This is a genomic window from Tolypothrix sp. FACHB-123 (assembly GCF_014697075.1).
In the GTDB taxonomy this organism is placed as follows: domain Bacteria; phylum Cyanobacteriota; class Cyanobacteriia; order Cyanobacteriales; family Nostocaceae; genus Aulosira.
In genome coordinates, this window is the sequence record NZ_JACJRE010000054.1 from 27,846 (window position 1) to 50,270 (window position 22,425).

Genomic DNA, 22,425 nt, shown 5'->3' on the forward strand with positions numbered 1-22,425 from the left:
ACTATTTGTTTATGTTCCAGGGAAAATACTCCTTTCTCGAGAGGCTATACTAAGTAGCAATACTTGGAAGCAAATTCATGCGGACTTAAAAGTTCGCGTGCGAGTAGCAATGGATACTGTTGGCAAATTTAATACATACTTGTAATTTAAAGTATTACGTAGGTTCAAACCTTCAATTTGTGGTTGCGGCTTTTGTTGTAACACTTTTGTTTATGCGTTTGTAACACTTTCGCCAACAGTATCTCCCTCTCTCCCACTCACTGGCAAAGGCAGGAATTTTGATGACGAGCATAAAGCTTGCAGATTTAATTTCCCAAGGCGACAACGCGATTACCGCCGCGAGCACCATATTATCGCTCAAAATGGTCATCCTTGATTGTACGGGAGTAGAAACAATTACTTCCTCACAATTAGACTTGTTGTTTACCAATATTCCTGCAACTTGGGGCTTCATAGAACTGGGAGAAGTAGTGGATTCCATCACACTAACCGATACTCTTGCTACCCAGCTTACACAGTTCATCAACCAGCGTCAGGGTCTTAGCCAGTCACCAGCCACCAGCAATAGGGGGATACAAAAGGTTCAACCCCAACCACAAATTATTAACACAGCAGCACAGACTAAGAACCGAAATGTTCAAGCTCTTCACCCTATCCGCATTTTGGACAAAGTAACCGCAGAGTATCAAGACTATTTAAGAACGGAGTTTCGTGCTAAAGACTCAAAGTTAAAAACAGCATTAGAAAACGAACTTAACAGGCCATTATTTCTAGCCCAAGAACCGTTTTTCCAAGCACACAGACCATTTAAACATGGTAAAAAATGGCGGGAACTACCATTGGATGCACAGATAGCGAAGGTGATGGAAGAGCGATCGCGTAGCGAATTCGCCTACCTGCACCAATCAGAAGCAATTGCCCACCTTTTAGGTTCCACTGCTTCAGCCACTGTTGTCACTACTGGAACAGGCAGTGGTAAAACTGAATCTTTCCTACTGCCAGTTATTCAAAATGCTATTGAAGATGCTAATCGGCATAAAAAATCGGGGTTAACGGCTATTCTGGTTTACCCGATGAACGCCCTAGCAAATGATCAGGAAATACGGATTAACGAGTATTTACGTAAGTCCGGCTGGGAGGGAGGAGTATCCGTTGCCAAATATGACCGAGGCACGAAGCAAGCGGAAAGAGAAGAATTACGTCGCAATCCGCCTCATATTCTGCTGACCAACTACATGATGTTGGAGTACCTATTGGTACGCCCCGCTGACCGAGAAGCAATATTCGCCAACCACCGTTGTCGTTTTTTAGTCTTGGACGAAGTACATAGCTATCGGGGAACTTTGGGTAGCAATATCGCCTTATTAATACGCAGGCTGAAAGCGCACCTAAGCAATGCCAGGCAGGATTGGTATGCAAACTCTCCTGAAACTTCTAAGCGTTATCCTCTCCTAATTCCCGTCGGCACCTCCGCTACTATCAAAAGCGTGGCAGAAGGAATTCATAGTCAAGAAGAAAAAATTCGTTTACGTGATGGAGCAGTACAGGAGTTTTTCAGCAAGCTAACTGGTGCAGACCCTCAAACAATTCGGGTAATAGGAGAAGAACTAGAAGAAATTCAAATTCCTGCAAATGCTCAATATTCTTTCACCCCATCGAAGGTGGGTGAAATAGATATTGCTGACTTGGAAGCAGTAAGGCAAGCTCTTTGTACCTTAGCAGGAAAATCGCTAGATACCCCACTGAATACTGCTGCTCAAAGTACACGCCTGTTATGGGATTTAAACCGCTGGCTGATTAGTTCTCCTTTATCCTTGAGTCAGATTGTAGAAAAAATTAAGTCGGAAGTAACAGAGCGAGCACAGTCCAGCAACGAAGAACTCTATGAAGAAGTCAAAGCAGCACTACTAGCAGGTGCTGCTTTACCGGAGGGAACGCCTGGAGCGTTGCAATTAAGAGTACATCGCTTGATTCGCGGTGGCTGGCAGTTTTACCGATGTATCAATTCTGCCTGCGGTAGACTATATCCTATGGGTGAAGAGCAATGCCAATGTGGCTACAAAACTGCCCCTCTCTACCTCTGTCGCAACTGTGGTGCCGATTATTTACGATTTGTCGGCAATACCACCGCAGAGCATCTAGAACCAAGCAATGTAGCAGACGATAAATTAGAGTGGATGCTTTACGACCCCAGCCGCTTTGGCATAAGTGTAGACGACGAGGAAATTGACGAAGAAGAATCGGACTCCCAGCAATCACGTACTCGCCAAGGGAAACAAAAGCAACAGAAACAGATTAAGGGCCGTCCTATCCTACAGGGTTCGTTTGACATTAGCACCTTATCTTTTAGTAGCAACCCTACTGACTACCCCTGGCAAGTAACACTAGCTCCAGCCCGTACTAGATGCCTGTGTTGTAGTGGCACTGCCGGCAGTCGCAATGTCATTACGCCTGTAGCTTTGGGGACATCCGCAGCAGTCAAAGTTCTTAGCGAAGGGCTGGTAGAAGCTTTAGCAGAAGCTAACCGCCACCAACCAGAAAAAGACGGTAAACAACGGCTGTTAGTATTCAGCGACAGTCGTCAGGATGCAGCCCATCAAGCACGATTCATCGTATTTTCAAGCCGCTATGACCGGATGCGACGCAGGGTGATCCAGCTATTAAAACAACATCAGGTACTGTCTCTACAACGAATAGTGGAATTGCTGGGTGATGTAGGGATACAGGAGCATGACAACAAATACGCTCCTCCACAAAACAATGCTTGGATTTCTGATGAAGCCAGAGACCGGGTTCGTGCTTGGGAAGAAGCACCTCTGCTAGACGAGATTGCCGTTAATGCCGGATATCGTGCCACATTAACTAATTTAGGGTTAGTACGAATTGAATACCACCGTCTGGGTGAATACGTGCAGACTCGCGGCGATGAAATAGCCGGACATTTTAACATTTCTATTGCACAGTTAGAGTATATCTGTTCCAGCTTGCTCGACCAAATTCGCACTCGTGGCTGTCTGACACGGGAAATGCTGCGATATCATCCATCTCACCCTAGCTGCCCTGCTTATATTAAAACCGCTGAGTGGGAGCGACGGATCAAGCAACCTCAAGGTTACGCCCTTTCCAAAATTGGGCAACCCGTAGCTTATTTAGATAAAGCTTTGGTTCCATTGGGTATCACTTCCCACAATCCTTGGCGTAAACCACAAACGGGAGGTCGAGAACCAAGTTTAGAACGGATTCTTAAGCATTTGCTAGCCCGTTTCGGTAGCATAGAACCAAACGAAGAACATATGGTCAAACTGTTGGAATTCCTGCAATCTGGCAGCTTCCTGTCGGCAGTAGAACTATATGGGAATCGGGAGAAGATTCGCTTATTGCAGGTCAATGCTGAAGTAATACGCTTAGAATTGGTGCAAGCATCAGCGCGCTATCGCTGCCAAGTGTGTGAAACGCCTTTATTAGGAGCGCGTCCAGGATTGCCATGTCCGCATTGTCACGGCGTACTGGTATCTTGGACAGAATCAGAAGTGATGCAGAACCGAACCGTGCGGCGAATTCTTTCCGAGCAAGTTATTCCTTTAGAAGCAGGCGAACATACTGCCCAAATTCCTAACGATGTTCGAGTCGAATTAGAAACCAATTTCAAAGCTAAAGCTGATGTATCGAAGATTAACCTGCTAGCTTGTTCCCCAACATTAGAAATGGGCATTGACGTGGGTGGTTTAGATGCAGTAATTCTGCGTAATATACCACCAAGACCTGACAATTACGCACAACGGGGTGGGCGAGCAGGTCGTCGCACCCGTATTGGCTTGGTAGTGGGATATGCCCGCAATACCCCTCATGATCAATATTTCTATGATAAACCTACCGAAATGATTGCTGGGGAAGTACCTGCACCCGCTTTAGCCTTGGGCAACCGTGACGTTATCTTCCGCCACCTCAATGCGATCGCTTTTGGTGCTGCTGACCCCGGCTTAGCTGGGAAAATGTTGGAATATGTATCTCCTCTTGGTGAAATAAAGCAGGAAGCAGTCGATGTTTTCATCGCTGGAGTCAAAGCACAATTCCACCACGCCCTTACGCTAGCAAGTGTTGCTTGGGAAAAAACCGTCTTGGAAGAAGCAAAACTAGACGAAGCGATACTAAGCAGACATTTAGAGAACCTGCCAGAGCGAATCCAAGATGTTATCGCTCGCACAGCAAGACAAGTGAAAGAACTGCGAACTGCACTGGAAACTTACTACCAAGAGTTACAAGGAGTCAGAGATAGCAACCGTGCTGGAGACTTAATCGCTCGCATCCTTGGCATTGAGACGGACAGACAACGGGGTAACGCTGAAGCTGATGATCGAACAGCTGGCTATCCTCTGCGAAGATTTGCGGAATTCGGAATTCTTCCTGGGTACGAATTTCCTACCCAACCGGCTGCATTAAGACTTTTGGGCGATGAGCGAGAGGAAGATCCTATTTCGGTAGCACGGCGTTTTGGTATAGGTCAATTTCAGCCAGCAGCACAAGTATTTGCCCGAACCAAACGATGGAAAGTGATCGGGTTAGATAATGCCTCTCCTTGGAATTCTAAAACCAAAGGGGCTGGTTGGGGCTATAGACTCTGTAAAACGTGCAATCTGCGTTTTGATGCTGACGAACCATCTTGCCCACGTTGCAAGAGTGATACACCAGGACAGTTAATACCAGCAGGCGAATTTGCTGGCTTCTTAGCACGGCGGGATGAAAGTCCCATCTTAGACGAAGAAGAGCGTTATGCTACACGCAATCTTGTTAAAACCTATCCGCAATGGAATGGTATTGTAGCAGGACGCTGGACAGTAGGAGCAGGATGGGGATTGCGCTGGAGCCAAGATGAAGAGGTTCGCTGGTTGAATGAGGGATTACCACCGTCAGATAAAGAACGAAATGATTGCATTCCCTTCCTACATAACGAAGCTAAAGGTTACCTACTGTGCGGTGACTGTGGGCGAATACTGAAAAACCCCGACTTGATTCAGGTAGTTAGTGGACGAAAAAAGACTCGCTCTTCAGAGAAAGATGACCCATTCGGGCACACAGAAAGCTGTCTCCAAGCCAGGACTGCACCACGTCCTTTGGCACTAACCACTGCTAGTAAAGCTGAGGTGCTGCGATTGATGTTACCTGTGCCTAAAGACTTAGAACCAACTGAGTTACAATCTTGGGGAGTGTCTTTGGGATACGCACTCAAAGCAGGTATGCAGCACCTCTATATGCTAGATGGTTCAGAGATTGATTTTGAGTTTGAAGGACCTTGGCAGAGCAATACTGACGGTAAGCGTCACGGGCTAGTCTCTCTAACATTTATTGACCCCAGTTTAGGTGGCAGTGGTTACCTACACCGCATTGCTAGGGAATTTAATCTTGTGGCATCGCGCTCCGTAGAACATCTCAACCACTCTAATTGCAAAACCGCTTGTTACCGCTGCCTCAAGTCCTATCAAAATCAGCGATACCACGAACTCCTCCACTGGCCACAAACAATTCCCGCATTGGAAGAATTGGCTTCAGCATCACCAGTAGCTCGACCTTTAACAAGAGGAGATATCGACGACCCCCACCCTTGGCTAGAAGCTTACGCCACTGGTGTCGGTTCACCCTTAGAACTGAAGTTTTGGCAATTGTTTGAGCAGCATGGATTTTACCCTCAAAAGCAAGTAATGATTTCTCCTAGTCCAGGAGCACGACCCATTTCTATAGCTGACTTTGCTATTCCTGAGCGGCGGCTAGCAATTTACATAGACGGGGCAGCTTTTCATAAAGGTGGAAACCGCAGTAGAGATTGCTTTCTCCGTGATCGCCTCCGCAACAGTAATCCTCCTTGGCAGGTTGTAGAGTTAAAAGCGCGTGATTTACCTCAGGGAGCCGAACTTGTCAAGAAATTACAGCAACTTTAATCTGTTAATAAGGCTTTTAATTTTTGTAGAAGGTTTGTAATATTCTTAGCTTTCTTGGGATCTTCCCAATGATAAGACTTTAATATTTGCCTAGATATGTTTTGGAATTCCTGTTTCAATGAAGGAGGTTCTTGTGGCTTTGCTTCCTTAATGCGATCGCGAATTTGCGCCAGAGATAATTTAAGAGCAATAGCCTCTGCCAACAAATTAGCTCTGATTACTTCATCTTTGACTGTGGCGATCACCCTGGCCTTTGTGTATTCCATCTGCCCAGAGCGCAGTACTTCTAAAACATCGGTTGGCATATTCAGCAGTGGTAGCCGACTGACGCGGAAGCTTTCTGGTGACAGCTTACCCACTGTGGTAAACACATTTTCAACAACTGACCACTGCTTACGGAAAACGTTTTCCGTATCCTCATCTGAGGATTCAACTTTCTGTTTATCCAGATGCGCTTTCCGGTTCAGTAAAGCAACTACTTCTTGAGTAGTGCAGTCAAGCTGGATTGATAGCAAATGTAATATCCCTTCCGTTTCCTCTACCGGATTCAAATCTTCACGCTGTAAATTCTCCAGTAAGGAAAGCTTTAAGGCTGAGGTTTCGTCAACTTCTACAATTACGACAGGAACTTCTGTCAAGCCAGCATCCTGTGCAGCGCGGTAACGGCGTTCGCCAGCAATTAGTAAATACTTGTCATCGCTATAGGGACGCACCCACAACGGCGATCGCACTCCCACTTCTTTAATAGAAGCAGTGAGAGTAGCAAGTTTATCGGGGTCAAAGTAGCGGCGTACTTGCTCTTTATTGCAAATAATTTTATCAATCTCCACCGTTAATTGAGCATTATCACTCTTGACGTTGCTGCTTGAAAAGAGTGATTGCAATTGCGCGTTTAGGGATTCAAGTTCGGCAATGCGCTGTTGAGATTGAACTAGTTGTGACTCAATTTCGGCTGCTTGTACATTGGCAGAAAAATAATCGTAGTTTTTATTTTGCGTTTTTCTTGGCATCTTTACTCTCCTCTAAAATGGCTGACAGTTCCTGACAAATAGGATGTAAGTCTTTAATAGCTCTATGAGTAGGACGATGCAAGTGTAGGGGAATGCCTTTTCCCGAAGCATTACTAAATTCGCAGGAATAGCGGACGTGCGGATAGCATTTAATCTTCAAAGGAGCGAGCATTTCTGGCAACTGGTTCAATAAATCCCGTTGCGTTGCTTCATTACTGTCGTATTTGGTGGGTACAAATCCTAAAATTTGGGGTGGAGGATTAAGGCGCAAGTTTTTGCAAGCTCCCCGATGCCAAGATAGCAGAGTATTCGCTCCTGTCAGCGATTTGGGGCTGAGTTCGACAGGAATTAACATATGCGTAGCTACTGCTAACGCCACGTCATTGAGATGGCCAAGTGTTGCAGGGCAGTCCAGAATTACTAGTTGGTGAGGCAAAGGAAAATCTTCAAACCTATCTGCTAAAATGTACTCCCGGCGATTTCGGACTGCCAATTCCAAACCTACTTGAATCATTACTGGCCCACCCAAGCAGACTTGAAATTGTCCCAGAGGCTTTCCCCATTCTGGTGTCATCAGAGGCCAGTTACCATCAAAATTTTCATCAAATACAGCAGCGATGGTTTGCTCCGGGGGTGGATCTTTATCTAATCCACAAAACTGGCTCATGGAAACGTTAGTATCTAGGTCAAGAAGTGCTACATTAAAGCCGCGCTTTGCCATTTCATAGCCAATGTGAACGGCAAGCGTAGTTTTGGAAACTCCTCCGGCATTGGCTCCGATCCAAAGAACAACTTGCTTCATCTATATTGCGATTACAATGCTTGCATTTTGTTATAGTCTACGCCAAAGTGAAATTGAGTTAGATTGTTTTTTGGTTTAGCAAGATAACTTTACCCCATACGGAAAACGTTTTCCGTAAACAGAGGCTTCTGCATCAGTGTCAAAATACATAACGATATTTGGTTTTTATGGCACAAAGTTCAGGCTGATTTTGAACGGTTGAACCAATAGATTAAAATCTATGCTTGATTGTTATTTACCAGCTTAATACTTATGTAATTTGGTACGAGTAAGTAAAAATTAAGCAAAAAAATTTTCAGATTGACTTAAAAGCTTGATCTATAAGAGTTTGAGAAAGCTGCGACCTCGCAGCTTTCTTGCGCGGTATTGGCTCAATGCCCCGATAGCCTCTCAAATAATCTACGTATTCTCTTTAGGGAACGAACATTCAACAGTAATTTTCATATTACTTTTAGCAGTACCCTTTGTAACGTAAGGAACACCTGCTTCACCGCCCATTTCAATGCCGAACTCTAAGGTAACTTTATCTACATTCGCAATCGGAATTTGCTTGAAGGCATTCAAGGTATAAACTGTATAAGTCCGAATTGTGTTTTGAATCGACAAGAAATTTTGCATCATTTTTTGTCGTATTTGGTCAGAACTCATTCCTTTATTAACTAGTGCTTCTTCTTCCTCTTCCTCATCCAATACCGCATTGTTGACTACAGGAATGTTTAAATCCTCTGTGGCTTCGATGTAGATTACTGTATTGTCATCAAGTTTGATAGGTATAACTTTTGTCATGGAATGAAATCCTGATAACAGCAATTTTAGTAACTACCACAACTTTATAAAAGTTTTTACGGAATATTTCTGAGTTTTTTTGTAGTTACTGAGCGATAATGCTGAAAACAAAGAATCTCTAAAAATTTCTCCTACTTATGATCCGAGACGCGCTAGTAGTAGGGATTAATACTTATAGCTATGAACGGCTTAATAATTTAACTGCACCAGCACAGGATGCAGAAGCAGTAGCCCAATTGCTAGAGAAGTACGGAGACTTTAAGGTAACGCGACTGCCTGCGGTTAAGGATAAGCAAAACGATACCATCTGTGTAGGTCAAAAAAGCAAAGTCACTCTAACTCAGCTACAGAAAGCAATTGTGCAATTATTTAAGCCAGAAGGTAAACCCCCAGATACTGCACTACTATATTTTTCTGGACATGGGCTGAGACAAGAACTCGGCATTACAGAAGGCTTTTTGGCAAGTAGTGATGTCAATCCAGATATGGGTAATTGGGGTGTTCGCTTACAATGGCTGCGGCGACTCTTACAAGAAAGTGAAGTTCGGCAACAAATTATTATTCTAGATTGCTGTTATGCCGGAGAAGTGCTAAATGTTATAGAAGCAGACCCCGGAGATAGGGGTGAAGGAAGAGATAGATGTTTTATTGCGGCATCTCGTTCCTTTGAAGTCGCCTATGAAGAAATTGGCAGTAGCCATAGCGTCCTCACCGCAGCATTAATCAAAGGATTAGAACCAAAACAAGAGCGATGGGTAACAAATTACACCTTGGTTGATTTACTTAATCAAGAATACCAAACTTTCCCCCAACGTCCAATTTTTACTAACTCCGGTGAACCAATTAACCTCACCCGCAGGTGGACATCTGCAAAAAAAGATTCTGTTGCAATAGGACAAGCTATCTGTCCTTACAAGGGTTTAAATTATTTTGACTGTACTGAAGAAGATGCTAGATATTTCTGTGGTCGCACAGCTTTAACAGATGAATTGTTAGAAAAGGTACGTCAGGGGAATTTTTTGGTGGTATTGGGAGCATCAGGTAGTGGTAAATCCAGTGTTGTTAGGGCGGGATTACTGTATCAGTTGCGACTGGGGCGGCGGTTATCTGGTAGTGAAAGTTGGCAGATTAAAATTTTTCAACCGGGAGAGCATCCCTTAGATTCTTTAGCACTGGCATTTTTAGATCCAGAATCATCAAATATTATTGAAAGAGCTACCCAACTAGCCGAAGCCGAGGAATTGATAAAAAAGAGTTCCGAAGGTTTAAGACAATTAATTGCTGCTGCGGATACACAGCGAGTAATTCTAGTCATAGACCAGTTTGAAGAAGTTTTTACTTTGTGCAAGGATACCGCAGAACGGCAGCAGTTTTTTGAATCCTTGTTAGTTGCTTTGCAGCAATGTGACAATAAACTCTGCTTGGTGCTGACGATGCGGGCAGATTTTCTTGGTAAGTGTGCCGAGCAAGAGTATAGTGGACTGGCACAGCAGATTCAAGAAAATCTGGTGATAGTTACACCAATGAAACCAGATGATTTGAGAAAAGCAATTGTCGAACCAGCCACGCAAGTACAACTGGAGATTGAGCCAGAACTAGTAGAAGAAATGTTAACAGATGTAGCAGATTCTCCTGGGTATCTACCACTTTTGCAATATACGCTGACACAATTGTGGGAACAACGCACGGATAATTGTTTGCGGCTTAATACCTATGCCCAATTGGGTGGTGTTATGGGTACATTGCGTAAACGTGCTACCGAGGTGTATGAGACATTTACTGAAGAAGAACAGGCATCAATACGGCATATTTTTCTTGCGCTGACGCAATTAGGAGAAGGTACGGAAGATACCCGCAGACGGGTTTTAAAGCAGGATTTAGTAAATCAGTGTTTTTCTGAAGAGCTTATTGATAAAGTAGTTCAGGAATTGGCGAATAAACAGCTAGTTGTTACCAGTGAAATGGTAATTAAAGGAGAAGCATTTGAGCAAGTAGCGGTTGTGGATGTTGCCCATGAAGCACTGATTCGCCACTGGACACTGTTACGCAAGTGGATTAATGAAAATCGGGATAATCTCCGACAAAAGCGCAAATTTGAATCATTAGCAGAAGACTGGAGAACTAGTGGAAAGTCGAAGGATTATTTGCTCCAAGGAAAATTGTTGAAAGATGCATTTAATTGGCAAAAGCAAAATATTGCCAATCAAATGCTTTCTAATTTGGCTGAAGAGTTTATTAAAACTAGTATCAAACAACGACGGCAAAACCGTTTTAAATTTATTGGCTTTAGTTTAATTATGCCTGTGAGTTTAGCAGCATTTTTGGGCATTTTTAGTGTAAACCTGCTAACAACAAGAGAACTTCGCCAAACTTTAGAAAAATCTCAGGGTTCAGCAAGAGTTCAAGCACTTCAAGAATTGGTCAAAAGAGGCGCTAGTTTAAATGGAATAACACTACTTCGACGTAACGACCTTAGTAGTGCTGACCTCAGTAATGCCAAGCTTAGTGGTGCTGACTTAAGCAGCAGTATACTTATTAATACTAAACTTCGTTACGCCAACCTTAATGGCGCTATTCTTAGTGGTGCTGACTTTAGTGGTGCCGATCTTAGGGGTGCTGACTTTAGTGGTGCTATCTTAAGTAATGTCAAACTCTACGAGAGCATCCTTGGTGAAGCTAATCTCAAAGGAGCCAAAATCAGTAATGATGACATAAATAATGCTTTCCTGTGCAATACCATCATGCCAGATGGAAATGTATCTAACCGCAACTGTGCAAAAATAGATACGAATTCCACATCTGGAAATGCAGATATTGGCTTACCAAAAGCAGGAACTATTCCTCAATATCCAGAGGAAGTAAAAGTTAAAGCAAATCAGCCAGTTTCTTTAGAACAGGCAATAGAATTAGCACAACGTAATAATAAGGGTTCATTTGCAGAAAGTCGTCTCCAAGCTACACTCGAATATTATGATTTACAAGAAGCTTATGAACTAATACGTATTGCCCGATCTGGTGTAACAAATGCCCAGGCCAGTTTAAGAGATATGGAAACATTAGAGCGGACTAGATTATCTATAATCCAGGATGCTGAAATTTTCAAGCTTTCTCGTGCTAAAACTTGTTCAGAATATAATAAGAATAAGGAAAAATTTGAAGCTTTTGGGGATATTTCCTCAATAGTGAGATGCACGGGTAAGGAAGCTGATATTATTCAACAACTTGCTCGAACAGGGGCAATGGGTCGAAATAACGTACTGCGTTCTCAAGTTAATTTAGCAAATTTACAACAAGAACTTACTACTGCTTTATCACAAGAAATACTTTCGCGTCGCCGATTAGCAAATCGCTTAGGATTTCCACAATCAGTAATTGTTTCTGCGGCTGATCCACTCAGATTAGCTGGCTTATGGACTTTCACTTTAGAACAAAGTATTATTTTAGCTTTACAGAACAGAAGCAAAGAAAAAGAACCTAATCAGATAAGTTTAGAAGTACAAACAGCTTATTCAGCAATGCAATCTAATTTAGAAAATATTCTAACCGCTAATCTCGCTCTTGAACAAGCTCGGGAGCTTCTTCGTCTAGACCGCTTGAGATTTCAAGCTTTATTTGGCTCTCAAGCAGATGTGATTCAATCTGAAAGTCTGCTAACAATAGCCGAAAAGAATCGAGTTCGAGCAATTATTGATTATAACCGTGCTTTTGCTCGGTTAATACGAGTAGTTTCTTCGGATAATGGGAATTTATCAAATAGTTCAAGTGGAGTAAATACACCACCAAAGAACTAAAACTTTTGGCGTTGCTGAATGAAAGGATGAAAATTTAAAATTTGATTTCTCAAACTCTTACTCTCTGTGCCTCTGCGTGAGACAAAAATCATCCCATCAATAAGCAACGCCAAACTTTTATAGGTATGGTTTGTATTCTAAATTCCGTAATCAAAGTAAAAAAAACTTACAGATCCAGTTTTGACTTATAAGTAATACGCCAGTCAACAAAAGGGCTATTACGTGTAATTGATAGCTCAAACTCTTCTCACTCATTCATCTCCCTGACGCGATCGCCGCATTGAAAGCAGATCATCAACTCCTTCGCGTAATTTTCTGTACGATTGCTAATTCAGCCCCTATTTCATTTCACTCTATCTGATTACTTTTACTATCGTCCCTGGCTCGTTGTACCTTCTCAACTTGCTTGGGCGCTTCTATTTCTCTAAAGAGTCGAATTGCTTTATCAAAATTTTCCTTACTTTTTTCTAATTCTTCCATCTTTTGATAAGTCAATCCCAATTGATAGTAAGCTTCAGCAAGGTCACATTTAGCACCTATTTTATCCAGCAGTTCTATCGCTTTTGAATGATAAGAAAACGCTGTTTCAAATTCTTGCTGTTCTCGATGAAGTTCTGCTAGACCAGTTAAAGCCCTAGCTTTAATTTGACTATAGTGGTTGTCATCAGCAAAGGTCACAGCTTGATTGTACATTAGAAAAGCTTTTTGGATATCTCCTAAATTTTTATAAGTTAATCCTAGAAATATATATCTATGTCCTATAGCCCATTCATTTAATTCATCCAAGTCATTTTTTGATAAGTTATAACTTTTATTCGCAAAATCTTGTGCTTTTTCTTGAAACGATATAGTGGAATATATAAAAGCCAAAGCATAATATGCTTCTATTTGAAAATTATAATAATATTTTTGCTGACAAATTTCTAAAAGCTTTAAAAAAAATTCTTCTGCTTCGTCCATTTCTAATAAATCTATTTTACAAATACCACTGCCTACTAATAAACTCCTATATAACCTGTTTAATATTAAGACATCCTGGCTATTAGTGTTTGTATGTAAACATTCAACTACTAAATTTTCTGCATTTTTATATTCCTTAAAGCTTTCAGAAAGATTACCAGCAAACCAATAGCCTTGAGCAAGACTCATGTGAATGCTTACCAAACTTATTCCACGTAAAACATTACCTATTATTTGAGTTCCTGCTAATATTATTTTCTGCGATAAGCCTAATCTACGAAGTGAAGTACTTAGAGTTTCTCCACCTCCTAAATTATGCCATTTCCATTTTGATTGCCTTGTATGTACAATTACACTACATGCCGCTTCAAAATCATAAATCGCTAAATAATGATAGTAAGCTTCAAAAGCTTGTAATGCTTCTTTTATAATGACAATCTTGTTAATACTCTCTGTCCAAAATTCTGCGGCTTTACGGTTTGCTGTCTCCCAATCTTCACTCGCCCTCAGCCTACTTATTGCTTCTTCCCTAATCACTGGATGCAACCAGTATTCACCATTTTGCAACTCTACTAAAGAGCGATCCCGCAAAGAATTAACTACCCGCCGATGTTGTGGCTCTGGCACATCCCATAGCAAAGAAAAAAGACCATTAATAGGAACTGTTGCAATATCTTGATAACGATAACATCCTAAACGACAGAGGAGTTTAAAAGCTGGAGAGTGTTGTTGTGACAAACGATTAAGCTGACTGGTGACTAAATCCCTCAAATCAGCTTCAACTAATAAATCTCCCTGATTCATTTGCCAATACTGCTCTACATTGCCTATATAATCCACTTCAATAGCACCAGCAATAATTTCCATTGCTTTAGCATTTCCTCCGTAGGCATTATGCATAGCACTCAAGGCTGGAGAATTTGTTTGAATACTGCGGCTGTTAAAATATTGTTGCCATGCATTAACAGGCAAACCTTCCAGAAGATAATACCAAACAGAAACATCAGATTCATGTAGGCGATCGCGACTAGTAATCAAAGTCAATGACTGCAAACTTGGATCAGCTAAAACTCGCAATAACTCTACATAGAGGCGGTGAGGCTTAATAAACTTACCATTTTCATCGAGTGTGGGTTCAAGATTATCAATTAAAACTCCAATTCTTTCAGCCTGAAGTTTCTGTCGCAAGCGTTCAAGTGATACACCAAACTCCCGCCCTGGTTCTTCATTAAGTTGCCGTAGCCGTTCCTCAAGTAAACTTTCAACTGGAGTAATGTTTCCGGTTTCTTTGGCAATAGGAAATTCTATATAAGAGCCAAATTTTTGCTTGAGATAATTTCTAGCTAAAGTTGTCTTACCTACACCACCTTTTGCGTGAATTAAGATGACTTTTTCACCTTGGCTGTCGAGGTTGTTGAGATATGTGATCGCTTCTTCACGCCCAACAAAATTTTTATCTAGTATGCTCTTTTGAGTTATCGGTTCTAATGTTGCGGTTTCTATAGGAGTTTTACCACCTACCAATTCTGGCTTGTACTGCTGAAAAAGAGCCATCAAATCAGCACGTTTTGAACGGCGTTCGTCGGGAAACTCATTTTCCAAACCAAACTCCTCGCAGATGACTTTGATGTGTTGTCTGACCGTTGCTTGAGAAATGTTTAGAGACTGGGCTATCACTTCATCTGTCTGTCCAGCCAAAAACTTGAGCAATACTTCCCGTCGCCTGTGTGTTAACTCGTTAAATGCTTTGTCGAACTGTCCTTTACTCATATTCTGATGCTAATTGCCAGTAGCTTCACAAGCGTTTAGTGAACTTGTTTATTAAGACTCACAGCTTTGTGCAGTCGGTGTTTATTCAACCAGTGCAACTATGAAATTACGCCGATATCGGTTTAACAAAGCAACAACTAAACAACAAACCACTAATTTGCTCAAAATTATCTCAAACACTAAGAGGCAAAAAGTAATGAGTAGTTTCGAGAAGATTTCCGCCATCATAGCCGTCCTCGGGTTGAGCATCCAGTTTTCCGGGTTATGTATTCAGTTTACTAGGTCTTTCGAGCCACCGAAGTTAAATAAAATACAAGCACCAGTAGTTCAAACATCTTCTGAAACTAAATAAAGCAACAGCGATCTACAGGGATTTTCAAGCGAATAGACCATACAAATGAACTTCAAAAGCCACATTGCTGGCTGTACTCAAGTTTTGACGCTTTTCATCTCCAACATCTAACTCTTAAAAAAAGGCAGAAAGCATGAATACTAATCTAAATGATGGCTACAATCTCCTATTTAAATGGACTTGTAAAGGACTGAAATATTTTCTGCTGACTTTGTTTGGTTTTGCAATGGCATATGTCATTTCTAAAGTTTTTGGATCTGACACAATTGTTCAGATGCTTCTATCTCCAATTGTATGGGAATGGCTTCTCCGCATAGCAGTGCTTCTCTTATGTTTTTTTGCACTTGCCATAATCTATGAGTCTACTCGTTAATTGTCTATAGAGATTTCTTAACCTATGCAATATTCGATGAGATTACCATTCCAGCCAACTCATAAACTTCAATAAATATGTTTTGAAAAAAGTATGATTATTCAACGCTAAACTGCTTTAATCTCATTTTTACTCAGCATTATTCCCTTAATTCACTTCTTGATAATTTCTACACAGTTGCAAATTCATATAACCCTAATTACTCCAAGGTTTACTTTTAAAACTATGCTTGAAATTCATTCCAATAAATGCATAGTTAAGCCAGTGAGTCGCCCTTTTGAGTCAGCTAAATAATGGGATACAAAGTAAGATAAGCTGCCAAAAATTTGCCAAGTGTTAGTTTTATCTTTCACAAAATAAACCTTAATAAACCGCCCTAATAACATGCTAGGGCGGTTTTATTGCTCGACATAAATTCTGAGGCAAAACCTTAAATTCAGCAATTTTTACTATTAATAAAAGTCTTAGCTTCAACTAATAAAGTTAATATATGTTTACCAGTTAAAGCTATAAACCATAGCTGTCTCTAGAACTTTGATTCATTTATCTTTGTCAAAAAACTATGCTACTTTGAGCTTAACATAAGTTCTATCTCTGGTATTACTGTGCATTCTTGGTTAATCACAAGTGCCGCAACTTTTAAATATCTATTGTGAGGATTCTTCAGAGCAAATACCTTCCTTAAATGCGGCATCGGTAATTACCCTTCGTAGCCAATCGGATTTATTCGGCAATCCTCTAATAGCTGAATCGACTTTGAGTGATACCTTGACGCAAAGTGGCTGTTTAGCTAGTGGCTCATCTCCCATTGGCTCAAAGTGTTTGAGATTGTCTAATTTGTTCTTTGTCATTGGTATACCACTGATTAGCTACAAATTGAATACACACTATTATTAACCCAATTTAGCTAAAAAGCTTAGATATCAAGTACTTTCACTCGTATACCAGTGAATTAAAACAGAAAAAATTTAAATCTTGCTACAAATTGAATACAAAAAGCGAAACGCTTTCAGAAATAATCTCTAAATCTCTTGTTAAATAAGGATTATAGCAATTTTACCTGATTACGCTATGGACGGAAACGATGCTATAATGCCAAATAAAGCAGCCAGAACAGCAGCGGTATTCACTGGTATACCGTAGAGAACTTAAGTATATTTACTTATTTGTTTTCATCTGTTTTGAGATTGTGATCTGCTTGTGGCTACACTTTGAATACAAAGGCTGAACCCTTGAAAAATCGTACTTCTAGCAAAAATCATTCTGCTTCATGGACTGTAGGTAAAGCTCAAATTCAATCAAACGGTGGGTATCTACGTATTGCTCTCCCTAAGCATCTCTACCCAAGTAAGCGCAAGTATCTAAGTTTGGGATTAGCTGATACGCCAGAAAACCGAACTAGAGCAGAAGTAAAACTGCGAGAGATTCAACAAGATATTGACTACAAAGAATTTGATACCTCTTTAGAGAAATACCGTCCTGGTCATCAGAATAAAGTCGAGACTCCAAATACTCAGAGTAAGGAACTCTTTGAACAACTGACCCTGAGGCAAATGTTAGAAGATTTTGAAACTAGATATTTTCGGACACGTAAAAAAACTAGACAATCGCAGCGTACATTTAACCACCATCAAGAAGTGGTCATTAGAGCGTTTAAGTTTGAAAAAAATTTAGACTTTTACTTATCCAAAAAATCTATTGATAAAGCGATAGAGTTAACAGACGCTGGTACTCATTTAAGAAAAGACATAGTAGCTTCTTTAAGAGTTTTCCTCAAGTGTTTTAAATTTGATTATCAATTTGAATCAGGTATAGCAAAGGGTTACGAACCACAAGAGAGAAAATTGCCAACAGATGCAGAAATTGAAGAGGGTTGGCATAAAATTCAAGTAGAAAATTTTTCTCATTCAAGACATAGAGGTAATGCAGAGTCTTGGGGTTGGATAATGGCAGTGATTGCTACCTACGGTTTAAGACCTCACGAAGTATTAGCAATAAATTATGAAAAATCTTTTCACCCTCCACATTACTGTTTATATATTGATGAGAAATTAACTGAAGGAACCAAGACTGGTTCAAGAGTTGCTTATCCACTGCCATTAGAATGGGTAGATATTTTCGACATTGCTAATCCTAAAACTAGCTATTTGGAAAAAAAGAAAGATTTTTTCTTGGCGCAATTAAATAAATTGTCAGAGCGCTTAGCGGAGAGAATGAGGTTTAAAAATGTAGGTTTTCAACCTTATGATCTGCGGCATAGATATGCAATCCGAGGGCGCGAGCTTGGATATCAGATAGATAATTTAGCGAAATGGATGGGGCATAGTCTCAAAGAACATACACAAACCTATCAAAAATATTGGGATGATGATTCACATGTCATAGTTTATGAAAAAGGTCTGCATGGTATGCAGAAATCAGAAACAATTCAGAATCAAAATCGCTCCTATAGGGAATTAGAAGCTTTGTTAGAAAAAGCCAAGCTCCGCATTGCGGAACTAGAAGCTGAGTTGCTCAATTATTGAATTGTTGATGAATTTTTAATCCTGTGTAGACAAATAAGAAGTAGTAAATTGAACTACTAAAATCAATTCACCTATTTTTTGAGAAAACTAATGAAAAAAATTAATTCAATCCCAAACAATACTCGTGTATCTAAAGGTACTGCTAAAATTCAAACAAATGGTAAATATCTACGTATCCAACTTCCCAGACATCTTTATTTAGGCAAGCAAAAATACTTAAATTTGGGATTGATTAATACACCAGATAATTGGAATTTAGCAGAAGTTAAACTACAAGAGATTCAAAAAGATATTAATTACGATAAATTTGATTTAACTTTAGATAAGTACCGACCTAATTCTAAAAAACCAGCCAATAATACGGATGAGTCTGAAACAAAAAATCTAACTTTTAGAGAAATGTTAGACGCTTTTGAAGCAAAATATTTCTACAAACATAAAAAAACTAGAAAATCTAAAGATACTATCTCTCAATATAAAGGTTTTATTATCAGGGCTTTCCAATTTCAAGATAATTTTGATTTTTACTTATCCAAAGAAAATATTGACCAGGCAATCTATTCAACTGAAGCTGGTTCTTGTAATAGAATGAGGACAGTAGTTGCTTTCCAAGTTTTTTTTAATTGTTTTAAATTTCAATATGAATTTGCTGAAGGGATAACTTCAGGTTATCAACCAAAAGTGCGAGTCTTACCAAGTGATGAAGAAATTATAGATGCTTGGTACAAAATGAAAGTTGAACGCAAAGGGTGTAACAAGGAGCATATAGGTAATGCAGCATCCTGGGGTTGGATATTGGCAGTGATTGCTACTTACGGTTTAAGACCTCATGAAGTGTTAGCAATAGATTATGGGAAATCTTTTCAACCTCCATATTTTCCTCTATATATTAATGAAAAAATTACTGGAGGAACTAAAACTGGTTCTAGAATTGTTTACCCACTGCCATTAAATTGGGTAGAGCTTTTCGACATCGCCAATCCTAAAACAAAGTATTTGGATGAATCTAGAGAGATTCTTCATGCAAAAATCCGAACACTTGCAGACCGTTTTGGGGAGAGATTAAAACTCAAGGGAGTGAACTTTAACGCTTATGATCTACGACACAGATATGCTATTCGGGGGCGTGAAATTGGATATGAGAGCGATGATTTAGCAAGATGGATGGGTCATACTTTAAATGAACACACACAAACTTACCAAAAATATTGGACTGACAATTCACACTCTATTGTTTATGAAGCAGGACTAAGCCGCATAGAGGAATTAGAGAAAATTAAGAACGGAGGATTATCAATTAGCCAATTAGAAGCTGAATTAAATAAAGCCGAGCTTCGCATTGCTCAACTGGAAGCAGAGTTAAGTTTCAAAAAAATGCAGGCAGCACACCTTAACAACATTGACAAAAAGATTGATTTGTAGTTTGTTTGCACCTTAAGCATTTGTAGCTAAATCTACCATAGTCTACATCTTAGATTGTTAAAATATAACAGGATAATTATTAACTAAATTCACAATTATCTTGTTTTGCAATAACTTGAAAGAACAGAAATATTTGTAATACACAGGACATTAGTTTATGTCATTCATAGTTGATATGATCTTGCCCTTGGCAGAAGGTCAAAAACTCCCAACAATTTACACCCTATCTAATTATCAAATAGCTGATAGTAATCCTCCAATATGGGAAATAGCTGTATTTGCTGCTAGTGGACATCCACAGCAATTCAAGAAATTAAAAATTTCTACTCTCTGGAGTTTAGCTCCAAAGAGCCAAGTCTATATAAAATCCTGGTCAAATAAAGCTAGTTTATTTGGCAAGAGTCAAAATTTTTCTAATCATATGTTGATGGACGATGAGCTAGATAGATATGTACAACCTTTAGTTCTTATTTGTAAATCTTTAGATCCATATGATGGGCTTGTAGAAAAACATTTAAACTCCGGGGGTATTCTTAATAATTGTTCATTTAAGCATAAAAAATAAACCCTTTACCATCAGGCTAAAATCAACGCATATAACTACATATTCTTACCTTTTTCTTATCAAGAAATATCTCAAAGCCTTATTTTCTCATATTGACTAGCTAGTTAGCTATGCTTGCACTTGCATCTTGTGAGCTAGTTACAGCAAAGCTTTGAGAGTTTTCGGAGATGTCTTATATCTAAGTTCAACAATCATAAAAAAGCCTGCATATATGCAGGCTGAAAACTCGCTTATGAGATGAAAATAGGTTTAACTGTTTTCTGCAACAGGTTCTTTTCTGCACCAAGCAATGACTATTTCTCTGAGTGTTCCGTTACTATCTCCGCTGGCGGACAGAAATTTTTGGACACTGAACACAACCCAGTCTGAATGATTGGAGATATACTCACCTGTGGCTTGATTTGTAATTGTGAAATTCTCCAGTCTTTGCCCTATATAAGGATGCTTTCGCTTTGGAGTATAGTCTGCTTCGTGACGTAACAGCAAAGAGGTTTTTTGCCCTATCAATGGCTCATTTGATGAAATTTCAACGCCTTCTAGCGCCATGTAAAGATAGAGAGAAGCATCTTCAAAACATTCACGCAACTCTTGAATATCTGTATCCATTATTAATCACTTCCAAAGCTGGTTTGTTTACCTTCAAAAATGCACCAGGTTCCACCACCAATCGCCGCTCTATGGTCTTTAACTACCCATCCATTCTTTTTTGCCATCTTGTAGCATTGTTTGAAATCTCCAGCTACCCAATGAGCATTTCCTAGTTTGGCAGCTTCAATTCCAGAGATTTCTCTGGTTTCAAAAACTGTTGTGCCAATCAGTCTTTCAGAATTATTTACTTGTCCGTTGGCATCTGCTGCGTAGTTTCGTCCGTCCTTGGTTTGCCAGACATAGTAGATGACCCCACCTACTACCGCCGTCCCAATCAAAATGCATCCTACTCCTGCTGTACCTGCACAAAAAGCGGCAGGTGCAAGTATTACCGCCGGGTTGGCATTAACTGGGCGCGACAAAGTTGAACAAAACATCGCAATTGATATTCCAACAGCACTAGCCTGTTGAAGCTTGGTTTGAAATTTGGTCATAATGTGAATATCCAAATGGGACAGGAATAGCGGCTTCTACTTTGGTCGGTGGTAGCCGCTATTTCTGTGGTTTAATACTATAACGAGCGTTATATATATGTCAACTATCGTTATATAATTACTGTTATATAAGTGAGGTAATGAGTTCAAAATATGGCGATGTAATCATGCGGCTGAGAGCTAGAGCCGGGTTAACTCAAAGGCAAGTAGCAGAAGCTATGGGGCTGACAGTCCAAACTGTCAGCAATTGGGAAAATGGTGTCAGAATCCCCAAATTATCTCCAAAAGAAACTATGTCGCTTTGCAGGGTATTAAATTGCTCACTTGAAGAGTTGGCAGATGAGTTACCTGGAGAAAAGGAATCTGGGTAATGCGAATCTTTTACTAGGGTTAAGGCCAGATTTGCTACCACTTTGTGCCCAGTAGAAGCAGTGTTAGGGTAATTGCTATCAAGTGCCAAATCTCCAGAAAGTACTGTTATAGATAACTTTCAGTGCTTTTAATTTTGGATATGCTTTCAGGGTCAAAAAGTTACTGTTTTTAATAAAACAGTAACTTGGCTCTTTGGTGAAGAGCGCTCGCTATCTGGAACCTCATAAAAGCTGAAACACTTATTTGGCAAAAGTTATAGATTACTTTGCCCTTGTTTGCAGCCATCTCGGCTTGATGCCAATAACTCTTTTACTCCCCCAACCTCAAGAGCTTGCCTTCACTCAGTTATTTTGGCTTGGCAGACTACTAGTCTCATCCCCTCCTGTCCTGGTACAAAGCATTCCCATATTCTCAAGTTTGGTTCAACATTTTCTAATTTGACGATCGCCTTTTGCAAGCCTTCTTCTTTTTTAAAGCCGATGACCACTCCTGTCTTACCGTGGCGCTTGCTACCAGGGAAATGCACCCGTACCTTTGCACCTTTGGTAATTTCTCTTAACGTTTCGTCAGTTGGTGAAAGTTGGTGATTGGTGGTCAGTTCATCAGTTGGTGAAAGTTGACCCTCATTTTGTTCATTGGTGAAAGTTGGTGAAAGTTGGTGGTGATTGGTGGTCAGTTCATC

Annotated in this window: 14 protein-coding genes and 1 pseudogene; 6 read left to right on the forward strand and 9 right to left on the reverse strand. The window is 40.2% G+C overall.

The window, feature by feature from the left end; genetic code table 11:
- Positions 1–281: 281 nt before the first annotated feature.
- Entirely contained in the window at positions 282–5,933 is a 5,652-nt protein-coding gene (locus H6G41_RS26645) for a DEAD/DEAH box helicase (protein WP_190750258.1), read from the forward strand.
- Here H6G41_RS26645 and H6G41_RS26650 read toward each other — a convergent pair.
- From H6G41_RS26650 to H6G41_RS26660, 3 genes are all read right to left on the reverse strand, one after another.
- Entirely contained in the window at positions 5,930–6,943 is a 1,014-nt protein-coding gene (locus tag H6G41_RS26650) for a ParB/RepB/Spo0J family partition protein (protein WP_190750260.1), read from the reverse strand. The two genes, H6G41_RS26645 and H6G41_RS26650, sit on opposite strands and share 4 nt — an antisense overlap.
- The gene (locus tag H6G41_RS26655; protein WP_190750262.1) at positions 6,921–7,745 is read right to left on the reverse strand and encodes a ParA family protein; all 825 of its coding nucleotides are present in this window, start codon (positions 7,743–7,745) and stop codon (positions 6,921–6,923) included. Before H6G41_RS26655 ends, H6G41_RS26650 begins: the two co-directional genes overlap by 23 nt.
- A gap of 399 nt (positions 7,746–8,144) precedes the next feature.
- Positions 8,145–8,531: a CU044_2847 family protein gene (locus H6G41_RS26660; RefSeq protein WP_190750264.1), complete on the reverse strand. Its 387-nt coding sequence runs from the start codon at positions 8,529–8,531 to the stop codon at positions 8,145–8,147.
- Between the two features lie 137 nt (positions 8,532–8,668).
- Here H6G41_RS26660 and H6G41_RS26665 point away from each other — a divergent pair, with 137 nt between their 5' ends.
- Positions 8,669–12,322 (forward strand): pentapeptide repeat-containing protein, encoded by a 3,654-nt coding sequence (locus H6G41_RS26665; protein WP_190750266.1) that lies wholly within the window; start codon positions 8,669–8,671, stop codon positions 12,320–12,322.
- A 348-nt stretch (positions 12,323–12,670) separates the two neighbouring features.
- On the opposite strand, the gene H6G41_RS26670 is transcribed toward H6G41_RS26665, so the two are convergent.
- The 3 genes and pseudogenes from H6G41_RS26670 to H6G41_RS26675 form a co-directional block, all read right to left on the reverse strand.
- Positions 12,671–14,806: a tetratricopeptide repeat protein gene (locus H6G41_RS26670; RefSeq protein WP_242038060.1), complete on the reverse strand. Its 2,136-nt coding sequence runs from the start codon at positions 14,804–14,806 to the stop codon at positions 12,671–12,673.
- A gap of 81 nt (positions 14,807–14,887) precedes the next feature.
- Positions 14,888–15,052, reverse strand: a pseudogene (locus tag H6G41_RS36250) (LuxR C-terminal-related transcriptional regulator); the annotation flags it as partial.
- Between the two features lie 1,372 nt (positions 15,053–16,424).
- Positions 16,425–16,628, reverse strand: a complete 204-nt coding sequence (locus H6G41_RS26675; protein WP_190750270.1) for a hypothetical protein — start codon at positions 16,626–16,628, stop codon at positions 16,425–16,427.
- Between the two features lie 381 nt (positions 16,629–17,009).
- Here H6G41_RS26675 and H6G41_RS26680 point away from each other — a divergent pair, with 381 nt between their 5' ends.
- The 3 genes from H6G41_RS26680 (at position 17,010) to H6G41_RS26690 (ending at position 20,289) form a co-directional block, all read left to right on the forward strand.
- Positions 17,010–18,302, forward strand: a complete 1,293-nt coding sequence (locus tag H6G41_RS26680) for an Arm DNA-binding domain-containing protein (RefSeq protein ID WP_190750272.1) — start codon at positions 17,010–17,012, stop codon at positions 18,300–18,302.
- Between the two features lie 90 nt (positions 18,303–18,392).
- Positions 18,393–19,724, forward strand: coding sequence for an Arm DNA-binding domain-containing protein (locus H6G41_RS26685; protein ID WP_190750274.1), 1,332 nt, complete (start codon positions 18,393–18,395; stop codon positions 19,722–19,724).
- A 157-nt stretch (positions 19,725–19,881) separates the two neighbouring features.
- Positions 19,882–20,289: a hypothetical protein gene (locus H6G41_RS26690; protein ID WP_190750276.1), complete on the forward strand. Its 408-nt coding sequence runs from the start codon at positions 19,882–19,884 to the stop codon at positions 20,287–20,289.
- Positions 20,290–20,538: 249 nt separating this feature from the next.
- Here the strand turns inward: H6G41_RS26690 and H6G41_RS26695 are convergent, their stop codons facing one another.
- Positions 20,539–20,895 (reverse strand): hypothetical protein, encoded by a 357-nt coding sequence (locus H6G41_RS26695; protein ID WP_190637023.1) that lies wholly within the window; start codon positions 20,893–20,895, stop codon positions 20,539–20,541.
- 2 nt (positions 20,896–20,897) lie between these two features.
- Positions 20,898–21,371: a hypothetical protein gene (locus tag H6G41_RS26700; RefSeq protein ID WP_190750278.1), complete on the reverse strand. Its 474-nt coding sequence runs from the start codon at positions 21,369–21,371 to the stop codon at positions 20,898–20,900.
- A gap of 140 nt (positions 21,372–21,511) precedes the next feature.
- Between H6G41_RS26700 and H6G41_RS26705 the strand changes: the two genes are divergently transcribed.
- Entirely contained in the window at positions 21,512–21,742 is a 231-nt protein-coding gene (locus H6G41_RS26705; RefSeq protein ID WP_190637027.1) for a helix-turn-helix transcriptional regulator, read from the forward strand.
- A 338-nt stretch (positions 21,743–22,080) separates the two neighbouring features.
- On the opposite strand, the gene H6G41_RS26710 is transcribed toward H6G41_RS26705, so the two are convergent.
- Positions 22,081–22,425: hypothetical protein (locus H6G41_RS26710; RefSeq protein ID WP_190750280.1), on the reverse strand; the 345-nt coding region annotated here is incomplete at its 5' end.